The organism is Pseudomonas sp. GM18 (assembly GCF_000282195.1).
Classification (GTDB): domain Bacteria; phylum Pseudomonadota; class Gammaproteobacteria; order Pseudomonadales; family Pseudomonadaceae; genus Aquipseudomonas.
The window spans coordinates 57,024-76,059 of record NZ_AKJT01000028.1; the positions used below are offsets into that span (position 1 = coordinate 57,024).

Below are 19,036 nucleotides of genomic sequence, written 5' to 3' on the forward strand. Positions count from 1 at the left end.
ATGTCGAAATTTTTTATCGACCGTCCGATTTTCGCCTGGGTAATTGCCCTGGTGATCATGCTGGTCGGGGCTTTATCGATCCTCAAACTGCCGATCAACCAATACCCGAGCATTGCGCCTCCGGCCATTGCGATCTCTGTGACTTACCCGGGCGCGTCTGCACAAACCGTGCAAGACACCGTGGTGCAGGTGATCGAGCAACAGCTCAACGGTATCGACAACCTGCGTTATGTCTCCTCGGAAAGTAACTCCGACGGCAGCATGACCATTACCGCGACCTTCGAGCAGGGCACCAGCTCCGATACCGCCCAGGTTCAGGTCCAGAACAAACTGAACCTGGCCACCCCGCTGCTGCCGCAAGAAGTGCAGCAGCAGGGTATCCGCGTGACCAAGTCGGTGAAAAACTTCCTGATGGTCATCGGCGTGGTGTCGCGCGACGGCAGCATGACCAAGGACGACCTGTCCAACTACATCGTGTCGAACATGCAGGACCCGATCTCGCGGACCGCCGGTGTCGGTGACTTCCAGGTCTTCGGTGCCCAGTACGCGATGCGGATCTGGCTCGACCCGGCCAGGTTGAACAACTTCAACCTGACCCCGGTGGACGTGAAAACCGCCATCGCGGCGCAGAACGTCCAGGTCTCGTCCGGTCAACTTGGTGGCTTGCCTGCCCTGCCCGGCCAGCAACTGAACGCTACGATCATCGGCAAGACCCGCCTGCAGACCGCCGAGCAGTTCAAGGAAATCCTGCTTAAGGTCAACAAGGACGGCTCGCAGGTCCGCCTCAAAGACGTCGCCGAAGTAGGCCTGGGCGGCGAGAACTACAGCGTCAGCGCCCAGTTCAACGGCAGCCCGGCTTCCGGTCTGGCGGTGAAACTGGCCAACGGTGCCAACGCCCTCGATACCGCCAAGGCCCTGCGCAAAACCATCAACGACCTGAAACCGTTCTTCCCGCAAGGGATGGAAGTGGTGTTCCCGTACGACACCACTCCGGTGGTGACCGAGTCGATCAAGGGTGTGGTTGAAACCCTGGTCGAAGCGATCGTGCTGGTGTTCCTGGTGATGTTCCTGTTCCTGCAAAACTTCCGCGCCACCGTCATCACCACGATGACCGTGCCGGTGGTATTGCTGGGTACGTTCGGGATCCTCGCGGCGTTCGGCTTCAGCATCAACACCCTGACCATGTTCGGTATGGTGCTGGCCATCGGCTTGCTGGTGGACGATGCCATCGTCGTGGTGGAAAACGTCGAACGGGTCATGAGCGAAGAAGGCCTGTCGCCCAAGGAGGCCACCAAGAAATCCATGGGGCAGATCCAGGGTGCACTGGTCGGTATTGCCCTGGTGCTGTCGGCGGTACTGCTGCCGATGGCGTTCTTCAGTGGCTCCACCGGTGTGATCTACAAGCAGTTCTCGATCACCATCGTTTCGGCCATGGCCTTGTCGGTGATGGTTGCGTTGATCTTCACCCCGGCGCTCTGCGCCACCATGCTCAAGGCGATTCCGAAAGGCGAGCACGGCACACCGAAACGCGGCTTCTTCGGCTGGTTCAACCGCAACTTCGACCGTGGCGTCAAAAGCTACGAGCGCGGCGTCGGCAATATGCTCGCGTACAAGGCTCCGTACCTGCTGGCGTACCTGATCATCCTGGTCGGCATGATCTGGCTGTTCACCCGCATTCCAACGGCGTTCCTGCCGGAAGAAGACCAGGGTGTACTGTTTGCTCAGGTGCAAACCCCGGCCGGTTCCACCTCCCAGCGCACGCAAGTGGTCGTGGATGAAATGCGCGAGTTCCTGCTGCGTCCGAGCAAGGATGGCGGTGAAGGCGATGCGGTGGCCTCGGTGTTCACCGTGACCGGCTTCAACTTCGCCGGCCGTGGCCAGAGTTCGGGCATGGCGTTCATCATGCTCAAACCGTGGGACGAACGTAACGCCGACAACAGCGTGTTCAAACTGGCGGCCCGTGCCCAACAGCACTTCTTTACCTTCCGCGATGCCATGGTGTTTGCCTTCGCGCCACCAGCGGTACTGGAACTGGGTAACGCCACCGGTTTCGATGTGTTCCTTCAGGACCGCGCCGGTATCGGTCACAACAAGCTGATGGAAGCCCGCAACCAGTTCCTCGGCATGGCGGCGCAAAGCAAGGTCCTGTCGCAAGTCCGTCCGAACGGCCTGAATGACGAGCCGCAATACCAGCTGGAAATCGACGATGAGAAAGCCAGCGCCCTGGGCGTGACCCTCACCGACATCAACAACACTCTGTCGATTGCCCTGGGCAGTAGCTATGTGAACGACTTCATCGACCGCGGTCGTGTGAAGAAGGTTTACGTGCAAGGCCTGCCCGGCGCTCGCATGAGCCCTGAAGACCTGAAGAAGTGGTACGTGCGCAACAGCGCCGGCACCATGGTTCCGTTCTCGGCGTTCGCCAGGGGTGAATGGATCTACGGTTCGCCGAAACTGGCCCGTTACAACGGCGTGGAAGCGATGGAAATCCTCGGTGCCCCGGCGCCCGGCTATTCCACCGGTGAAGCCATGGCCGAAGTCGAAGCCCTGGCCAAGAAACTGCCGGCTGGTGTCGGTATTTCCTGGACCGGCCTGTCGTACGAGGAACGTCTGTCCGGCTCGCAAGCGCCAGCGCTGTACGCCTTGTCGCTGCTGATGGTGTTCCTGTGTCTGGCCGCGTTGTATGAAAGCTGGTCGATCCCGATCGCGGTCATGCTGGTCGTGCCGCTGGGGATCATCGGTGCGCTGATGGCAACCAGCCTGCGCGGCCTGTCCAACGACGTGTACTTCCAGGTGGGACTGTTGACCACCATCGGCCTGGCGGCGAAAAACGCCATTCTGATCGTCGAGTTCGCCAAGGAACTGCATGAGCAAGGGCGTAGCCTGCGCGATGCAGCGATCGAAGCCTGCCGGATGCGTCTGCGACCGATCATCATGACCTCGCTCGCATTCGTGCTCGGCGTGGTACCGCTGGCCATTTCCACGGGCGCAGGTTCGGGTAGCCAACATGCGATCGGTACCGGGGTGATTGGCGGTATGCTAACGGCCACAATCCTGGCGATCTTCTGGGTTCCGTTGTTCTTCGTCACCGTGTCGTCCATGGGCCAGCGCAAAGTCGCCGACCAGGATGACGCCATTGAAACTTCTCAAGAGGCTGGCTAATGAGCAAGTCGCTACTCTCCCTGGCAGTCACGGCTATCGTGCTAAGTGGCTGCTCACTGATACCCGATTATCAGCGGCCTGAAGCTCCGGTGGCGGGCCAATACCCGCAAGGCCCGGCATATTCGCCGGCCCAGGCGCCCAACCAGGCCGCCGCCGAACAGGGCTGGAAGCAGTTTTTCCACGACCCTGCGCTGCAACAGGTGATTCAGACCGCGCTGGAGAACAACCGTGACCTGCGCGTCGCGGCGCTGAACATCGACGCTTATGCGGCTCAATACCGCATCCAGCGCGCCGACCTGTTCCCGGCGGTTTCGGCCACCGGCAGCGGCAGTCGTCAGCGGGTTCCGGCACGCTCCTCACAATCCGGTAACGCGGCCATCAGCAGCTCCTACTCGGCCACCGTCGGTATCAGCGCCTATGAACTCGACCTGTTCGGTCGGGTGCGCAGCCTGAGCGAAGCAGCCCTGCAGAAGTACTTCGCCACTGAAGAAGCGCGCCGCAGCACGCAGATCAGTCTGGTGGCCAGCGTGGCCAATGCCTACCTGACCTGGCAGGCCGACAAGGAACTGCTGAAGCTGACCCAGGAAACCCTCGGTGCCTTCGAGGAAAGCTACAAGCTCACCTCGCGCAGCAACGAAGTGGGTGTAGCCTCGGCGCTGGATCTGGCCCAGTCGCGTACCTCGGTGGAGAACGCCCGTGCGCAACTGGCCAGATACACCCGTCAGGTCGCCCAGGATGAAAACAGCCTGGTGCTGCTGCTCGGCACCGGTATCCCGGGCAATCTGCAAGCGGCCAAGCCTCTGTCGGACGATCTGCTGAGCGAAGTGCCGGCCGGCCTGCCGTCGGACTTGCTGCAACGCCGTCCGGACATCCTCCAGGCCGAATACAACCTCAAGGCTGCCAACGCCAACATCGGCGCGGCACGGGCGGCGTTCTTCCCGAGCATCAGCCTGACCGCCAATGCCGGCTCCCTGAGCCCGGACCTGTCCGGTCTGTTCAAGGGTGGTTCGGGCACCTGGTTGTTCCAGCCGCAAATCAACCTGCCGATCTTCAACGCCGGCAGTCTGCGCGCCAGCCTGGATTACTCCAAGATCCAGAAAGACATCAGCGTGGCGAACTACGAGAAGTCCATTCAAACGGCCTTCCAGGAAGTCGCCGATGGCCTGGCCGCACGCCAGACCTACACCGAGCAGTTGCAGGCTCAGCGTGATTTCGTCAGCGCCAACCAGGACTACTACCGTCTGGCCGAGCGTCGTTATCGCATCGGTGTCGACAGCAACCTGACCTTCCTCGATGCCCAGCGTCAGCTGTTCAGTGCCCAACAGGCACTGATCACCGACCGTCTGGCGCAGCTGACCAGCGCGGTCAATCTGTACAAGGCATTGGGCGGTGGCTGGAATGAACAGACGGCGAAGAACGAGCCGTTGAAAGAAGAAGCGCCGAAGATGAAGTTATTCTGATAGCGCCGTAAACACGAAGCCCACCTTTTGGTGGGCTTTTTGTTGGCCGTGAAAAAGGCAGTGTTTACGTATCAGCCCCCGACTCCATTGACCAGAAACACCGGCTCCTCCAGATAATCGAGCCCCAAGCGGTTTTCGAACATTTCGTCGCGTAACGCCGCAGTGGTGAAGCTGCCCAGGCCCAGAGCGGTGGCCAGCAGTGAAAAGGTCTGACTCAGATGCCCGGCATCCATCAGCGCTACCCGCAATGCGCGGCTGAATTCGTATTTCCAGGCCATTCGCTCGACCCGCGCCGTGGAAACGAACACCGCTGCCGCATCCTTGATCCATGTCTGACCGCCACAGGCCTCGCTGATCCAGGCCCGCGGATCTTCCAGGGAAAGCAGCTCCAGCCCGTGGCGACGTACCGAATAGTGGTAAAGACCCCGCTCGAAACCTTGCACATTCATCAGCACCGCATACACCTCGGTGCCCTGCAGCGAACCGCCGGCCGGCGAGGTCTTCTTCAGGAAGTAGTCGCCCATGCGGTTGTGCTCCATGACCGTCGCGCCCCAGGTGTAATAGAGCAACAAAGACAGCTGCGCCGAACTCAACGGCTGATCACTGAAGGTTCGCGACGTGCGGCGATTGCACAGTGAGTCCAGCAGCGTCGGCTGAGCGATCGCGCAGGCAGGCAGCAGCGGGTTTTCCAGGGCAATGAACGGATGCGACCAATAGTCCTTGAACGCCGACGGCTGGCGTCGCGTCGAGGCCTTTTGCTCCAGCTCCGTTTCCAGCTCGGCAACGCTGATGTAGGGCGTGTGCGAGCCGGTCCGGGTACTCAGGTAAAACTCCAGCGCCGCGTCCCAGCGGGTCCACAGGTTGAGCGGATGTTTATTCTCCTCGGTCGGGGCGCTGTCCGATTGATTGGCGACGGGCAGCAAAACACCGTGGCTGACCAGCGTTCTCAGGAACGCCAGGTTGTCGTCCTGCGCAGGACTCTGCAAAACCCCCGGCAGCAACAAGGCGCTCTCCAGCGTCTGCGGGCTCAGGAAGTGGCGCAGTAACGGCAGCAACGACACGTCAAACTCCAGGCTCAGGTCCTGCTGCCGGTCCCGGATAAAAAACGATGCCGAACCAACGCTGAGCCAAGTGCTTTCCCGGAGTTTCAGCAGGGTCTGCGCACCTTCCGACGGCGTCTGTTGATCACCCTGTTGATCAAGCCCCTGCCAGAACAGAGCCTTGGGCCTCAAGGACTTGATGGCCTTGATCAAGGTCAACAGTTCCGCGTCATCGGTTTTGCGCGAAATATCCCACTCCAGGGTGATCGCTTTCACCGGGGATGACCTAAACAATTCACGTAAAATGTCCCAATCCCGCCGCGGATGGCCGGTGTGAATTTCAATCAGCCGGTCCAGCGGCAACGAACGCAAATAGTCGTTCAGGTCGTAACCCTGGGTTCTGGCGGTCGCCATCGCACTGTCGAGGTCCAGCAGAAAGCCCGAACCGCTGCGCTCCACCACACTGGAAATGAACTCGCCTTCGGACTGCTCTTGTGCGCCCGGCAATGAAAACAACCGCGGTGCGTTTTCCAGCACCAGCAGCGTTGCCGTGAGCTCGCGCAATTCGATGGCATTGGCCACCACCGTGTCCGCCACCTCTTGGGCCAGGGTCGGCAAAATGAAGTGCTGCGTGTCGCCACCGTGGAAACGCGACCAGGAAATATGCTCGGCCAGCCATGGCGAGCGGGTTTTGTCGCACAGTCGCCGCGTCATGTGCAGAAACTCGCGATCCATCGCGATGCCCACGCTGCCCAGTGACAAACTGGACGAATGCAGCAGGCTCGGTACGTTAGCGCTGACGTCAAGTAAACGAGGCTGAAGAATGCAGTGGGTCGGCTGAAACTCGACGTAATCGAAATGCGGCAGGCCCTCCGCGAGAATTCGCTCGACAGTCGGGTCGAGTCCTTCCTCCGACCGGTCAGCCTGCGCCCTGTGCCGTGGCAAATGGTATTCCAGCCCTACTCCGGCCTCGGGATAGGACGAGGCATCAAACATCCCCATGTGAGCCTCCCCGGCTTCAGGCGGTCAGACCCAGCAAGCGTTGTTGCTCAGTATCAGTCCCCGATATCGCCAACAGCCCGGCATATTGGTTTTCCAGTGTTCTGACCTCTTTGGCGAGGTTTTCCAGAAGTTGACGTCCTTGGGGGGTGAATTCAGTGCTGGCCTCGAAGTCCGGCAATGCCTTGATCAAGCCTCGCAGAATGTACAACAGACGGTTTTGCGCCCGTTGCAGCTCATCGGTCGAACGCGAACGAACCCGCCCCAGGTATTTGACCAACGCGATGTACACGTAAAACGCGTGGAAGTAGCCATAAAAGTCACGCTTCTGTCCCGACCACGGCAAGGTGTACAGCGGCTCCCGCGAGGTTTCTTCCTTAACGACCGGGCACGCCTCGACAATGTGATAGAGCAACTGATGAGTGGCCTCATGCACCAGCGACTCTTCCAGATCGAGTATCGAATCATCCCGGCTCGACAACAGAATGATTCCGGTGAAGCGGGACGCCGAACAGCTTCGAAATGAACCATCGGGTAAATAAAAAATCGACTTGACCAGTTTTTTGATTTGTTCGCGGCAGGCGGGCCAAGTGTGCTCTATGCGCAACAGGGCAATGTTCACCACATCGCAAAAAAACCGTACGGAGTAACCGCTACGCTCCAACTGTTTACGAACGGCTTCATCTTCCGGAAACTCATAGCTGGGCGGCATCACTATCGCTACCAACGGATCGACATCGAACCGATGCACTGGGGGGCAATAATGATTCACGCGGGAACTGTCGGATGCTTTAACGCGCACTAACATCTGTGGAAATTCGAATAGCATTTTTTCCAGCTCACTCCTGTCCTCTGTCTTTTTCGTAATGACCAGATTGGCATAATGAGCCGTCAGCACATTCCACACTTGAAACACCGGATCATTAATAATCAAGCGCTGTTCACGGGTCGGCGGAACGATAAGATTAAATGCCTGCTCGAAAAACTCTGCCAGATGCGGAGCGTTGGGAAACAACTGAAAAAGTTCGGTGTACAGCGCAACAAAGCTGGTGTATCGATTTCGACTGACACGCTCCAGCAAGACTTCAAATCGCGAAGGCTCCGAATCCGCAAGGAAGGTCGTGCCCTGAAATAAATCCTCGACCGATAGCTCACGTTGACCACTGTTACCGATGTCCATTTCTCAACCTTCCCTTAGGTTGGCGGCAACGGCTTCGCCATTGTCAGACTGGCAATGCCATAACCCAGTTGTTCATAAAGACGACGCGCCGCATCGTTGCGACCAAAGACATGCAACCGCACTTCCCTGCATCCCGCCTGGCTCGCCCATGACTCCAGGGCCAGCAGCGACTGTTTTGCATAACCCTGGCGGCGCTCGCCGGGGTCAATGTAAATATCCAGAATGAAGGCGATCCGACCGGCGCCAGCGTGTCGTTCGGCAACCCATAATTCACCGATACGCCGCGCTTGATCCTGGATCACCCAAAGTTGATTCTTTTCAGTCAATCGCCCTTGCGGCAACAATTGCTCGAAGACGCTTCGTGCCCTTTGCGGCGCCTCCTCCTGGCCCCACTCGCCGGCGGCGACCATCCCGTCGCCATATTCAGCAAGGGCTCTTTCGGCGAACGTCACAAAGTCCGCGTCATTCATTGGAGCCAAGGTGACAGACATGAATCATTCACTCCGTGCCCGAGCGCTTCAGGTCATGAGTCTGATAAGGCCATTCGGCGTACCACCGTAAAAGCCCACCTTTCGTGGCACGCCAAATGGCATCACCCACCGTTAATCCATGCGCGCTTGTTGCTGCTGGTTCTGTGTATCAAATACCGCGCGTATCCCCAGGTTGTTCCGAATGCTGGAGGAAGCTGCCGTCAGTTTTGCAGCATCAATACCTTTAACCGCTGCGACCTCGTCGGTACTTAAGTGCACGCCAATATTTTTAGCCGCCCCTGCCGGATCACTGTGTAAGGCGCTGGCAAATTTTTCGTCCAGCACGGCCCGTCCCAGAACCGAGGCCAAACGTTCCTGATTGACTTTATTACCCATGGTACTTCTCCTTGTTATTTCGGCATGACGAAAAATATCCCCTGACGAAGCATGAGAGTGTCTTTTGCCCGCCTGAGGACTTTGAATATAGCAAGGCCTCTTTTCTTTTCCAGCCAAGCCCATGGCTCTCTTTAAATCTTTTTACGATAACCGACAACACCAATTCTTAAGTTTAACCGGCGATTATTGATATACCTTTAATGACAGCCAGTACTGTAGGAAACGTCTTACAACTAAAGCAATAAACACTTCCATCTAACATCAACAAAACAACAAGGCGCCATTAATAGAACACACCTGCGGATGCACCTTATCAACCCAAATAACTATGGGATTTCATTAAGAATGCCTCATACCGTCCGCACCCGGGCTGGCGTCGATTAGTGTTCGTTAATCGCACAAAACCCCATCCACCCCAATTGAATCCCCCCGCCCATCCCTCGCACCATTGTCCGCACCTGCAAAAATAAATAACAACAAGGTCCGACACCATGACTACGCGCCCTCTGCGCTCCGGCTGATCCCGCCCGCCCCCTTATCCGAATTCGATTTTTTGTCTGCGACCCCTTGGTTGCGGCTGTGTACTGCCTTATCCCTGACAATTAGAGAGACCCGAGTCCATGACTTCCTCCACCCCGCAGTATTTGTTTCCCAGTCTGATCGCCATCGCACTGGCCGGCGCGGCCCTGCCCGCCTTGGCCGAGGAAGCAGGCTTTGTCGAAGGTGCCAAGGTCAACCTGAACCTGCGCAACTTCTACATCAACCGTAACTTCACCAATCCGACCAAGAGCCAGGGCAAGGCTGAAGAGTGGACGCAAAGCTTTATCCTCGACGCCAAATCCGGGTTCACCCAGGGCACCGTCGGGTTCGGCATGGACGTGCTGGGGTTGTATTCGGTCAAGCTCGACGGCGGTAAAGGCACCGGTGGGACGCAGTTGCTGCCGCTGGATCACGATGGCCGCCCGGCGGACAACTTCGGTCGCACCAATGTGGCGTTCAAGGCAAAGCTGTCCCAGACCGAAGTGAAAGTCGGCGAATGGATGCCGGTGCTGCCGATCCTGCGTTCGGACGACGGTCGCTCGCTGCCGCAAACCTTCCGTGGCGGCCAGATCACCTCGAAGGAGATCGATGGCCTGACGCTCTACGGCGGCCAGTTCCGCGCCAACAGCCCGCGCGACGACAGCAGCATGAGCGACATGTCGATGACCGGCAAAGCGGCCTTCAAGTCAGACCGCTTCAACTTCCAGGGCGGCGAATACGTCTTCAACGACAAGCGCACTCAGATCGGCCTGTGGAATGCTGAACTCAAAGACATCTACAGCCAGCAATACGTCAACCTGATCCACACCCAACCGCTGGGCGACTGGACACTGGGCGCCAATCTCGGGTTCTTCTACGGCAAGGATGACGGCAGCGCCCGGGCGGGCGAGCTGGACAACAAGACCTGGTCGGGCCTGTTCTCGGCCAAATACGGTGGCAACACCTTCTACGTCGGCCTGCAAAAACTCACCGGCGACAGCGCCTGGATGCGGGTCAACGGCACCAGTGGCGGCACCCTGGCCAACGACAGTTACAACGCCAGCTATGACAACGCCCAGGAAAGATCCTGGCAAGTGCGCCACGACTACAACTTCGCCGCTCTGGGCGTGCCGGGCCTGACCCTGATGAACCGCTACATCAGCGGCGACAACGTACACACCGCCACCACCAGCGACGGCAAGGAATGGGGCCGCGAAAGTGAACTGGGCTACACGGTACAGAGCGGTACGCTGAAAAACCTCAACGTCAAATGGCGCAACTCCACCATCCGCCGCGACTTCAGCAACAACGAGTTCGACGAGAACCGGTTGATCGTCAGCTATCCGATCAGCCTGCTGTAAACACACAAAACTGTGGGAGCGGGCTTGCCCGCGATAGCGGCCTGACAGTCAACTCATATGTTGGATGTTATGGCCTCATCGCGGGCAAGCCCGCTCCCACGAGGATTGTGCTGGACAGTTACTCCCGCGATTCAACCCCCAACTCATCCCACACCGACTCGGCCAGGTGGAACGTCGCGTTGGCCGCCGGAATACCGCAATAAATCGCGCTCTGCATGATCACTTCCTTGATCTCGCTGCGGGTCACGCCGTTGTTGGCGGCGGCGCGCAGGTGCAGTTTGAGTTCTTCGTTGCGGTTCATGCCGATCAGCATGGCGATGGTGATCAGGCTGCGGGTGTGGCGCGGCAGGCCCGGGCGGGTCCAGATGTCGCCCCAGGCGTGGCGGGTGATCATCTCCTGGAACTCCGAGTTGAACTCGGTCAGCGCGTTCAGGCTGCGGTCGACGTGGGCGTCACCGAGCACTGCGCGGCGGACTTTCATGCCCTCGTCGTAACGTTGTTTCTCGTCCACAAAAAATCCCTCAATGACCTGAAAGAAACGCCAGCACCCGGTCGCTGAATGCAGCGCCGGCCTGAACGTTGGACAAGTGCGCGGCGTAGAACTCGGCGTACTCGGCGCCACGCACATGTTCCTGAATGAAATGCCCGCCGGACGGCGGTGTGACCGCGTCTTCGGTGCCGGCGATCACCAGCAGCGGCGCCTTGATCGAGGACAACTGATCACGGAAATCGGCATCGCGCACCGCCGCGCAATTGGCCGCGTAACCTTCAGGCGAGGTGGCCGCGAGCATGTCGGTAATCTGCTTCGCCGCTGCCGGATTGGCCGAGGAAAAATCCGGGGTGAACCAGCGTGCAATCGACGCATCGCGCAGGGCGACCATCGCCGCCGCGCCGTCGCGCAACACGGTTTCGATACGCGGGTTCCACACCGATGGATCGCCGATTTTCGCCGCGGTGTTGCACACGATCAGTTTGTTCAAGCGCTGACCGGCATTGATCCCCAGCCATTGGCCGATCAGCCCGCCCATGGACAGACCGCAGAAATGCGCGCGCTCGATGTGCAAGGCATCCAGCAGCGCCAGCACGTCGTGGCCCAGTTGCTCGATGCTGTACGGCCCCGGCGTTACCAATGACTGGCCGTGACCACGGGTGTCAAAACGCAGCACCCGGAAATGCTCGGTGAACGCCGGGATCTGCGCATCCCACATGTGCAGGTCGGTGCCCAGTGAGTTGGACAGCACCAGTACCGGCGCATCCGCCGGTCCATCGAGTTGCGGCCCTTGAATTTGGTAGTGCAGTTCGCCCTCGGCGAGTTGTACGAATGCCACAGCAGTCTCCTTCAGGCAGTCAACGCAAAATATTCAGCCACCGCTCGCTCGACCCAGGTATGGGCCTGACCGAGGTAATGGGCGGGGTCCAGCAGGTGATCGAGTTCAGTGTCCGACAGTTCGGCGGTCACTTGCGGCTCGTCGCCGAGTACCGCGCGCAGATGACGTTGCTCGGCCACCGCGCGCTTGCAGCATTGCTCCAGCAGATGGTGCGCGGTGTCGCGACCGACCCGTTGCGCCAGGACGATGCTCACCGCTTCGGCGAGCACCAGGCCCTGGGTCAGGTCGAGGTTGCGGGTCATGCGCGTCGCGTCCACTTCCAGTCCGTCGGCCACCAACAGCGCTTGCTGCAGGCTGCCCGACACCAAACAGCAGATCTCCGGCAGGGTTTCCCATTCGGCATGCCACAGGCCCAGGCTGCGCTCGTGTTCCTGGGGCATCGCGCTGAACAAGGTCGAAAGCAAACCCGGCACCCGCGTCGCCGTACCAATCAACACCGCAGCGCCCACCGGGTTGCGTTTGTGCGGCATGGTCGAGGAACCGCCCTTGCCCGGCGCCGACGGTTCGAACACTTCGCCGGCTTCGGTCTGCATCAACAGGCTGATGTCGCGGCCGAGTTTGCCGAGGCTGCCGGCGATCAAGCCAAGCACCGCGCCGAACTCCACCAGACGATCGCGCTGGGTATGCCAGGGTTGTTCCGGTAAGGTCAGTTGCAGTTCCGCGGCCAAGGCTTCAGCAATCGGCATCGCCTGATCGCCGAGCGCCGCGAGGGTGCCGGAGGCGCCACCGAATTGCAGCACCAGCAGGCGCGGCTTGAGTTCCAGCAGGCGCTGACGGCTGCGGGTCACCGCGCCCAGCCAACCGGCGATTTTCATACCGAGGGTGACGGGTGTCGCGTGTTGCAACCAGGTGCGCCCGGCCAGCGGCGTGGCAACGTACCGCTTGGCCTGGGTCGCGAGGGTATCCCCCAGCTGCGCCAGATCAGTTTCGATCAGTTGCAGCGCGCGGCGCAATTGCAACACCAGGCCGGTGTCCATCACGTCCTGGCTGGTCGCGCCCAGATGCACGTAGCGCTCGGCTTCGGCATCGCTTTTGGCGATCTGCTTGCCCAGCGCCTTGACCAACGGGATCGCCGAATTGCCCGCCGTGGCAATCGCCTCGCCGAGGGCGGCAAAGTCGTAATGCTCGGCCTTACAGGCCGCTTCGATAGAGACGACAGCCGCTTGCGGAATCAAGCCCACCCGCGCCTCGGCCCGGGCCAGTGCGGCTTCGAAATCCAGCATGGCCTGAACCCGGCCCTGATCGCAGAACACCCCACGCATGTCGCGTGCCGTGAAGTAGGCATCGAACAATTGATTGCCCGGTCGCTGATTCATAAACAGTCCTTGCAGGCGAGGGCCGGTGAGGCCCTCGCGTAAAGATCAAAGGTCGTTTTCCAAATACTTCGGCTGTTTCGGCAGACGCAGGCTGAACAGGAACGCCACCGCCATCATCGCCGTCACGTACCAGTAGAACGAGTTTTCCATGCCCCCGGCTTTAAGGCTCAGCGCTACATATTCCGCCGAACCGCCGAAGATGGCATTGGCCACCGCATACGCCAGGCCGACGCCCAAGGCGCGCACCTCTGGCGGGAACATTTCGGCTTTCACCAGACCGCTGATCGAGGTGTAGAAACTGACGATCGCCAGCGCCACGGTAATCAACACAAAGGCCAGGAACGGACTGCTGACACTTTTCAGGCTCAACAGGATCGGTACGGTGCACAGCGTGCCGAGGGCGCCGAACCAGAGCATCGAATTGCGCCGGCCGATCTTGTCGGCGAGCATGCCGAAGAACGGCTGCATGCACATATAAAGGAACAGCGCGCCGGTCATGATGTAGCTGGCGGTCTTGGCGTGCATGCCCGCGGTGTTCACCAGGTACTTCTGCATGTACGTGGTGAAGGTGTAGAAAATCAGCGAACCGCCGGCGGTGTAACCCAGCACGGTGATGAAGGCAGCCTTGTGATCGCGGAACAACGCACCGATGCTGCCGGCGTCCTTGTTTTCGCGCATTTCCTTACTGCTGGTTTCCTTGAGCGCACGACGCAGGAACAACGAAATCAACGCCGCCGCCGCACCGACCACGAACGGAATCCGCCAGCCGTAGGCACGCAATTCATCCTCGTTGAGGAACTGCTGCAGGATCACCACCAGCGACACAGCCAGCAACTGTCCGCCAATCAGCGTCACGTACTGGAACGACGCGAAGAACCCACGCTGGCCCTTGAGGGCGACTTCACTCATGTAGGTCGCGGTGGTGCCGTATTCGCCGCCCACCGACAAGCCCTGCAGCAAGCGCGCAAACAGCAGCAGGATCGGCGCCCAGACACCGATACTGTTGTAGGTCGGCAGGCAGGCGATGAGCAACGAACCGAAGCACATCATCAGAATCGAGATCAGCATCGAATTCTTGCGCCCGTGTTTGTCCGCCAGCCGGCCGAAGATCCAGCCGCCAATGGGGCGCATCAGAAACCCGGCAGCGAACACGCCCGCCGTGTTTACCAGCTGTACCGTGGGGTTGTCGGACGGGAAAAAAGCGGGGGCAAAGTAGATCGCACAGAAGGCGTAGACATAGAAGTCGAACCACTCGACCAGGTTGCCGGACGAGGCGCCGACAATCGCAAAGATTCTTTTGCTGCGTTCTTCACCGGTGTAGAGCGTTGTGAGAGTTGTCATTGTTTTTTCACTCTGTGGGGACGGTGAGAGTCTAGACATACTTGGCAACAGCTGTGGCGAGGGGGCTTGTCGGATCGCCGCACCGCCCCGTTGGCTTGCGAAGCAAGCCCTAGACCCCTCACCACAAAAAGCTCCCTGGCCAGCAGAGACCTCGTCACTCAATAATCGAAGAACACCGTCTCCGCATCCGTCCCCTGCAGAATCACATTCCACTGGTAAACACCCGCAGCATCCTTCTTCGCCAGCAAAGTACCGCGGCGTTCGGCAGGCACGCATTCGAGCAGCGGATCCGCCACGTTGGCCGGCTCGCCGTCGAAATAAATCCGCGTCAGCAAGTGCTTCACCAACCCGCGAGCAAACACCAGTACCACCAGGTGCGGCGCCTGGGTCGTGCCCTTCAGGCCTTCCACGGTGCCCGGCTTGATCGTGGTAAAGCGAAAGCGCCCTTGCGCATCCACGGGCACCCGGCCAAACCCTTCGAAGTTCGGGTCCAGGGGTTTGTCCTGATCGTCTTCGGGGTGATCGTACTTGCCGGCGGCGTTGGCCTGCCAGACTTCGAGCATGGCGTCGTTGACGAAGTCGCCATTGCCATCGACGACTTGCCCGGTGATCGCTACACGCTCGCCGAGGGTCTGTTCAACGGTCAGGTCTTCACGGTTCAGCCAGGTCAGGCCGATGTGATAGTACGGTCCGACGGTGTGGGATGTGGTCGCGTTCAGCGTCATCTTATTTCTCCATCGGCGTGGCGTCGCGGCCGCGCAAAACGATGTCCCAACGATAAGCGAGGGCATAGGAAGGGATGGTTTTTTCCAGATCGAAACTGGCGATCAAACGCTCTTTGGCGCTGGTATCGGGCACGCAGTTGTAGATCGGGTCGTAAGCCAGCAACGGGTCACCCGGGAAATACATCTGGGTCACCAGGCGCGTCAGAATACTCGGCCCAAACAGGGAGAAATGGATGTGCGCCGGACGCCAGGCATTGTGGTGGTTACCCCACGGATAGGCGCCCGGCTTGACGGTCTGGAACTGGTACCAGCCATCGGCATCGGTCACGGTGCGGCCGGTGCCGGTGAAGTTCGGATCCAGCGGCGCGTCGTGCAGGTCGCGGGCATGGTTGTAACGACCGGCGGCGTTGGCCTGCCAGATCTCCACCAGAATGCCCGGCACCGGCAGACCGTCTTCATCCAGCACACGGCCGTGGATGATGATCCGCTCACCCAATGGCTCGCCCGAGTGCTGGGCGGTCAGGTCGTTGTCCCGCTCCTGAATACGCTCGGCGCCGATGGTCGGGCCGGTGATTTCCGACAGCGAATGAGGCAAAAACACCAACGGCCTGGACGGCGAACGAAGGTTGGTGGATTGATAAGGAGGGTGCAGGTATTCCGGCTGAGTGCCCGCCTGCGGGCGACGGTAACCTGGTTTGTCAGTCATTGCGCTTTCCTCAATTCTTATTAGTCGACACTGCTTATTCACAGCCGTGTGTCAGACCCGTTCGATCGCCAGGGCCAGGCCCTGGCCGACACCGACACACATGGTCGCCAGACCTTTCTTGCCGCCCGTCTTTTCCAGTTGATGCAGTGCGGTCAGCACCAAACGCGCACCGCTCATGCCCAACGGATGGCCCAAGGCAATGGCGCCACCGTTCGGGTTGACCTGGGCCGCGTCATCCGCCAGTCCCAGTTCACGCAGCACCGCCAGGCCCTGGCTGGCGAAGGCTTCGTTGAGTTCGATCACGTCGAAATCGCTGACCGCCACGCCCAGGCGCTCAGTCAATTTGCGCACCGCCGGCACCGGGCCGATGCCCATCACCCGTGGCGCGACACCGGCGCTGGCCATGCCGAGCACTTTGGCGCGGGCGGTCAGGCCGTGTTTCTTTACGGCTTCGGCCGAGGCCAGAATCAGCGCTGCAGCACCGTCGTTCACGCCGGAGGCATTGCCGGCGGTGACGGTTTTGTCGGGGCCGTTGACCGGTTTGAGTTTGGCCAAGGTTTCGAGCGTGGTGTCGACGCGAGGATGTTCGTCCTGGCTGACCACTGTTTCACCCTTCTTGTGGGCAATGCGCACTTCGACGATTTCTTCGGCAAAAAATCCTGCGGCTTGTGCGGCGGCTGTCCGTTGCTGACTGCGCAGTGCGAAAGCGTCTTGATCCTCGCGGGAAACCTGGTAATCGTCGGCCACATTGTCGGCGGTTTGCGGCATCGCATCGACACCGTATTGGGCTTTCATCAACGGGTTGATGAAACGCCAGCCGATGGTGGTGTCTTCCAGCTTCATGTTGCGCGAGAACGCCGCATCGGCCTTGCCCATCACGAACGGTGCGCGGGACATCGATTCGACGCCGCCGGCAATCGCCAGCTCCATCTCGCCACTGGCAATGGCCCGGAACGCAGTGCCAATCGCATCCATGCCCGAAGCGCAGAGGCGATTGAGGGTGACGCCGGGAATGGTTTCCGGCAGCCCCGCCAGCAGCAACGCCATGCGCGCCACGTTGCGGTTGTCTTCGCCGGCCTGGTTGGCGCAGCCGAGGAACACCTCGTCCACCGCGTTCCAGTCCACCGACGGGTTGCGCGCCATCAGCGCCTTGATCGGCACGGCGGCCAGGTCATCGGCGCGGACCGCTGACAGGCCACCGCCGAAACGGCCGATGGGGGTACGAATCGCATCGCAGATATAAACGTCACGCATCAGGCTTCTCCGGGTGCTTGGCCGTGGGCCGCGGCGGTGCGGGCTTCCAGATCACGCAGTGCGGTCAGCTCGACCTCGGTTGGCTCGGCGGTGTTTTCAACCGTGTCGGCAAAACGAATCGCCCAACCGGTGGCCGCGACTACTTGCTCGCGGGTCACGCCTGGGTGCAGCGCGGTGACCACGAACTCATGGGTGCCGGCTTCCGGTTCCATGATGCACAGGTCGGTAATAATGCCGACGGGACCGGCGCCCGGCAGGCCAAGACGTTTGCGCGAATCACCGCCCTCACCGTGGCCGACCGAGGTAATGAAGTCGAGCTTGTCGACGAACGAACGCGCCGACTGCTTGAGGATGATCAGCACGCTCTTGGCGGAACCGGCGATCTCCGGCGCGCCACCGGCACCCGGCAGGCGAACTTTCGGTTGATGGTAGTCACCGACAACCGTGGTGTTGATGTTGCCGAAGCGATCGACTTGCGCGGCGCCGAGGAAACCGACGTCGATGCGCCCGCCCTGCAGCCAGTAGCGAAAAATCTCACCGGTCGGGACGACGGTGTCGGCGGTTTCCGCCAGCTCACCGTCACCAATCGACAACGGCAGTACGCTCGGCTTGGCACCGATCGGACCCGATTCGTAGATCAGGACTACATCAGGCGAGGACGTCAGCCGCGCCAGGTTGGCAGCTTTCGACGGCAGGCCGATACCAACGAAGCACACCGAACCATTCTTCAAACGGCGGGCAGCGGCGACGGTCATCATTTCATTGGTGGTGTAAGTCATTACTTGGCCTCCGAAGCAGCGGCCAGTTTGGCCTGGAACTCGCTAAAGTCAGCGCAGCCGTGGATGTACTCGTTGATCCAGGCGGTGAAGGTTTCACGGTCGCGGGCAATCAGATCCCAGGCCTGGTAGAAGCGGTTGTCGCGCTCGGTGTAACCGTGGGCGTAGGACGGATGCGCGCCACCCGGTACGTGGCAGACTGCGCTCAAGGCCCAGGTCGGCAACACGCAAGCGTTCATCGGCGCATTGAGGTCGTCGACGATCTCTTCGACGGTGACGATGCAGCGTTTGGCCGCCAGTGCCGCTTCTTTCTGCACGCCGAGAATGCCCCAGAGCAGCACGTTGCCTTGACGGTCGGCTTTCTGCGCGTGAATCACGGTGATGTCCGGACGTACCGACGGCACCGCCGCCAGCACTTCGCCGGTAAATGGACAGGTGACGGTTTTAATCAGCGGGTTAACCTTCGGCAGGTCGGAACCGGCGTAGGCACGCAGTACCGCGAACGGTAAGCCCGAAGCGCCCGCAACGTAGGCATTGGCCAGGTCGGCATGGCTGTGTTCTTCGATTTCCAGCGCATGCGGCCACTGCCGCTCGACTGCGTCACGCAGACGGTGCAGCGAACCGACGCCGGGGTTGCCACCCCAGGAGAAAATCAGTTTGCGAGCACAACCGGCACCGATCAACTGGTCGTAGATCAAGTCAGGCGTCATCCGCACCAGGGTCAGGTCTTTCTTGCCCTGGCGAATGATTTCGTGACCAGCCGCCGTAGGAATCAGGTGAGTGAAGCCTTCGAGCGCGACGGTATCGCCGTCGTTGACGAACTGCTTCACCGCGTCATGCAGCGAAAGGATTTCAGCCATGGGGCAGGCTCCCGTTTATTATTAACCGACAGTGTGGGAAAAAGGCGCCGATGCGCAGCGCCGGAATGACTGAAGATTAAGCC

At 60.1% G+C, this 19,036-nt stretch carries 16 protein-coding genes; 3 read left to right on the top strand and 13 right to left on the bottom strand.

Translation table 11 applies throughout. From position 1 onward, the window contains the following. Both emhB and emhC read left to right on the top strand, forming a co-directional pair. Positions 1 to 3,162: an efflux RND transporter permease subunit EmhB gene (emhB, locus tag PMI21_RS20835; protein ID WP_007935803.1), complete on the top strand. Its 3,162-nt coding sequence runs from the start codon at positions 1 to 3 to the stop codon at positions 3,160 to 3,162. Then, positions 3,162 to 4,622 (top strand): efflux RND transporter outer membrane subunit EmhC, encoded by a 1,461-nt coding sequence (emhC, locus tag PMI21_RS20830; RefSeq protein WP_007935804.1) that lies wholly within the window; start codon positions 3,162 to 3,164, stop codon positions 4,620 to 4,622. The genes emhB and emhC overlap by 1 nt, the downstream gene beginning before the upstream one ends. Before the next feature lie 71 nt (positions 4,623 to 4,693). On the opposite strand, the gene PMI21_RS20825 is transcribed toward emhC, so the two are convergent. The 4 genes from PMI21_RS20825 to PMI21_RS20810 all read right to left on the bottom strand — a co-directional run bounded on the left by PMI21_RS20825 (position 4,694) and on the right by PMI21_RS20810 (position 8,707). Next, a complete protein-coding gene (locus PMI21_RS20825) occupies positions 4,694 to 6,664 on the bottom strand; it encodes a multinuclear nonheme iron-dependent oxidase (protein WP_007935805.1) in 1,971 nt (656 codons plus the stop codon). A gap of 16 nt (positions 6,665 to 6,680) precedes the next feature. Then, a complete protein-coding gene (locus PMI21_RS20820; RefSeq protein WP_007935806.1) occupies positions 6,681 to 7,841 on the bottom strand; it encodes an aKG-HExxH-type peptide beta-hydroxylase in 1,161 nt (386 codons plus the stop codon). 14 nt (positions 7,842 to 7,855) lie between these two features. Further along, the gene (locus tag PMI21_RS20815; RefSeq protein ID WP_007935807.1) at positions 7,856 to 8,332 is read right to left on the bottom strand and encodes a GNAT family N-acetyltransferase; all 477 of its coding nucleotides are present in this window, start codon (positions 8,330 to 8,332) and stop codon (positions 7,856 to 7,858) included. 111 nt (positions 8,333 to 8,443) lie between these two features. Beyond that, on the bottom strand, positions 8,444 to 8,707 hold the full coding sequence (locus PMI21_RS20810) for an Os1348 family RiPP precursor (protein ID WP_007935808.1): 264 nt from the start codon (positions 8,705 to 8,707) through the stop codon (positions 8,444 to 8,446). Between the two features lie 620 nt (positions 8,708 to 9,327). On the opposite strand from PMI21_RS20810, the gene PMI21_RS20805 reads away from it, so the two are divergent. Then, on the top strand, positions 9,328 to 10,587 hold the full coding sequence (locus PMI21_RS20805) for an OprD family porin (protein ID WP_007935809.1): 1,260 nt from the start codon (positions 9,328 to 9,330) through the stop codon (positions 10,585 to 10,587). Between the two features lie 118 nt (positions 10,588 to 10,705). On the opposite strand, the gene pcaC is transcribed toward PMI21_RS20805, so the two are convergent. The 9 genes from pcaC to PMI21_RS20760 form a co-directional block, all read right to left on the bottom strand. After that, positions 10,706 to 11,098 carry a 4-carboxymuconolactone decarboxylase gene (pcaC, locus tag PMI21_RS20800; protein ID WP_007935810.1) on the bottom strand — a complete coding sequence of 131 codons (393 nt, stop codon included), beginning with the start codon at positions 11,096 to 11,098 and terminating at the stop codon, positions 10,706 to 10,708. Positions 11,099 to 11,108: 10 nt separating this feature from the next. Continuing rightward, complete coding sequence (pcaD, locus tag PMI21_RS20795) at positions 11,109 to 11,915, bottom strand: 3-oxoadipate enol-lactonase (protein ID WP_007935811.1); 807 nt, start codon at positions 11,913 to 11,915, stop codon at positions 11,109 to 11,111. A gap of 11 nt (positions 11,916 to 11,926) precedes the next feature. Then, a complete protein-coding gene (locus PMI21_RS20790) occupies positions 11,927 to 13,291 on the bottom strand; it encodes a 3-carboxy-cis,cis-muconate cycloisomerase (protein ID WP_007935813.1) in 1,365 nt (454 codons plus the stop codon). 45 nt (positions 13,292 to 13,336) lie between these two features. After that, positions 13,337 to 14,632: an MFS family transporter gene (locus tag PMI21_RS20785; RefSeq protein ID WP_007935819.1), complete on the bottom strand. Its 1,296-nt coding sequence runs from the start codon at positions 14,630 to 14,632 to the stop codon at positions 13,337 to 13,339. A gap of 158 nt (positions 14,633 to 14,790) precedes the next feature. Continuing rightward, entirely contained in the window at positions 14,791 to 15,357 is a 567-nt protein-coding gene (gene pcaG / locus PMI21_RS20780) for a protocatechuate 3,4-dioxygenase subunit alpha (RefSeq protein WP_007935821.1), read from the bottom strand. Between the two features lies 1 nt (position 15,358). After that, entirely contained in the window at positions 15,359 to 16,063 is a 705-nt protein-coding gene (pcaH, locus tag PMI21_RS20775; RefSeq protein WP_007935822.1) for a protocatechuate 3,4-dioxygenase subunit beta, read from the bottom strand. 51 nt (positions 16,064 to 16,114) lie between these two features. Then, a complete protein-coding gene (gene pcaF / locus PMI21_RS20770; protein ID WP_177318278.1) occupies positions 16,115 to 17,320 on the bottom strand; it encodes a 3-oxoadipyl-CoA thiolase in 1,206 nt (401 codons plus the stop codon). After that, positions 17,317 to 18,096, bottom strand: coding sequence for a CoA-transferase subunit beta (locus tag PMI21_RS20765; RefSeq protein WP_007935827.1), 780 nt, complete (start codon positions 18,094 to 18,096; stop codon positions 17,317 to 17,319). The genes pcaF and PMI21_RS20765 overlap by 4 nt, the downstream gene beginning before the upstream one ends. Further along, on the bottom strand, positions 18,096 to 18,953 hold the full coding sequence (locus PMI21_RS20760) for a CoA transferase subunit A (protein WP_007935829.1): 858 nt from the start codon (positions 18,951 to 18,953) through the stop codon (positions 18,096 to 18,098). Before PMI21_RS20760 ends, PMI21_RS20765 begins: the two co-directional genes overlap by 1 nt. Positions 18,954 to 19,036: the final 83 nt, after the last annotated feature.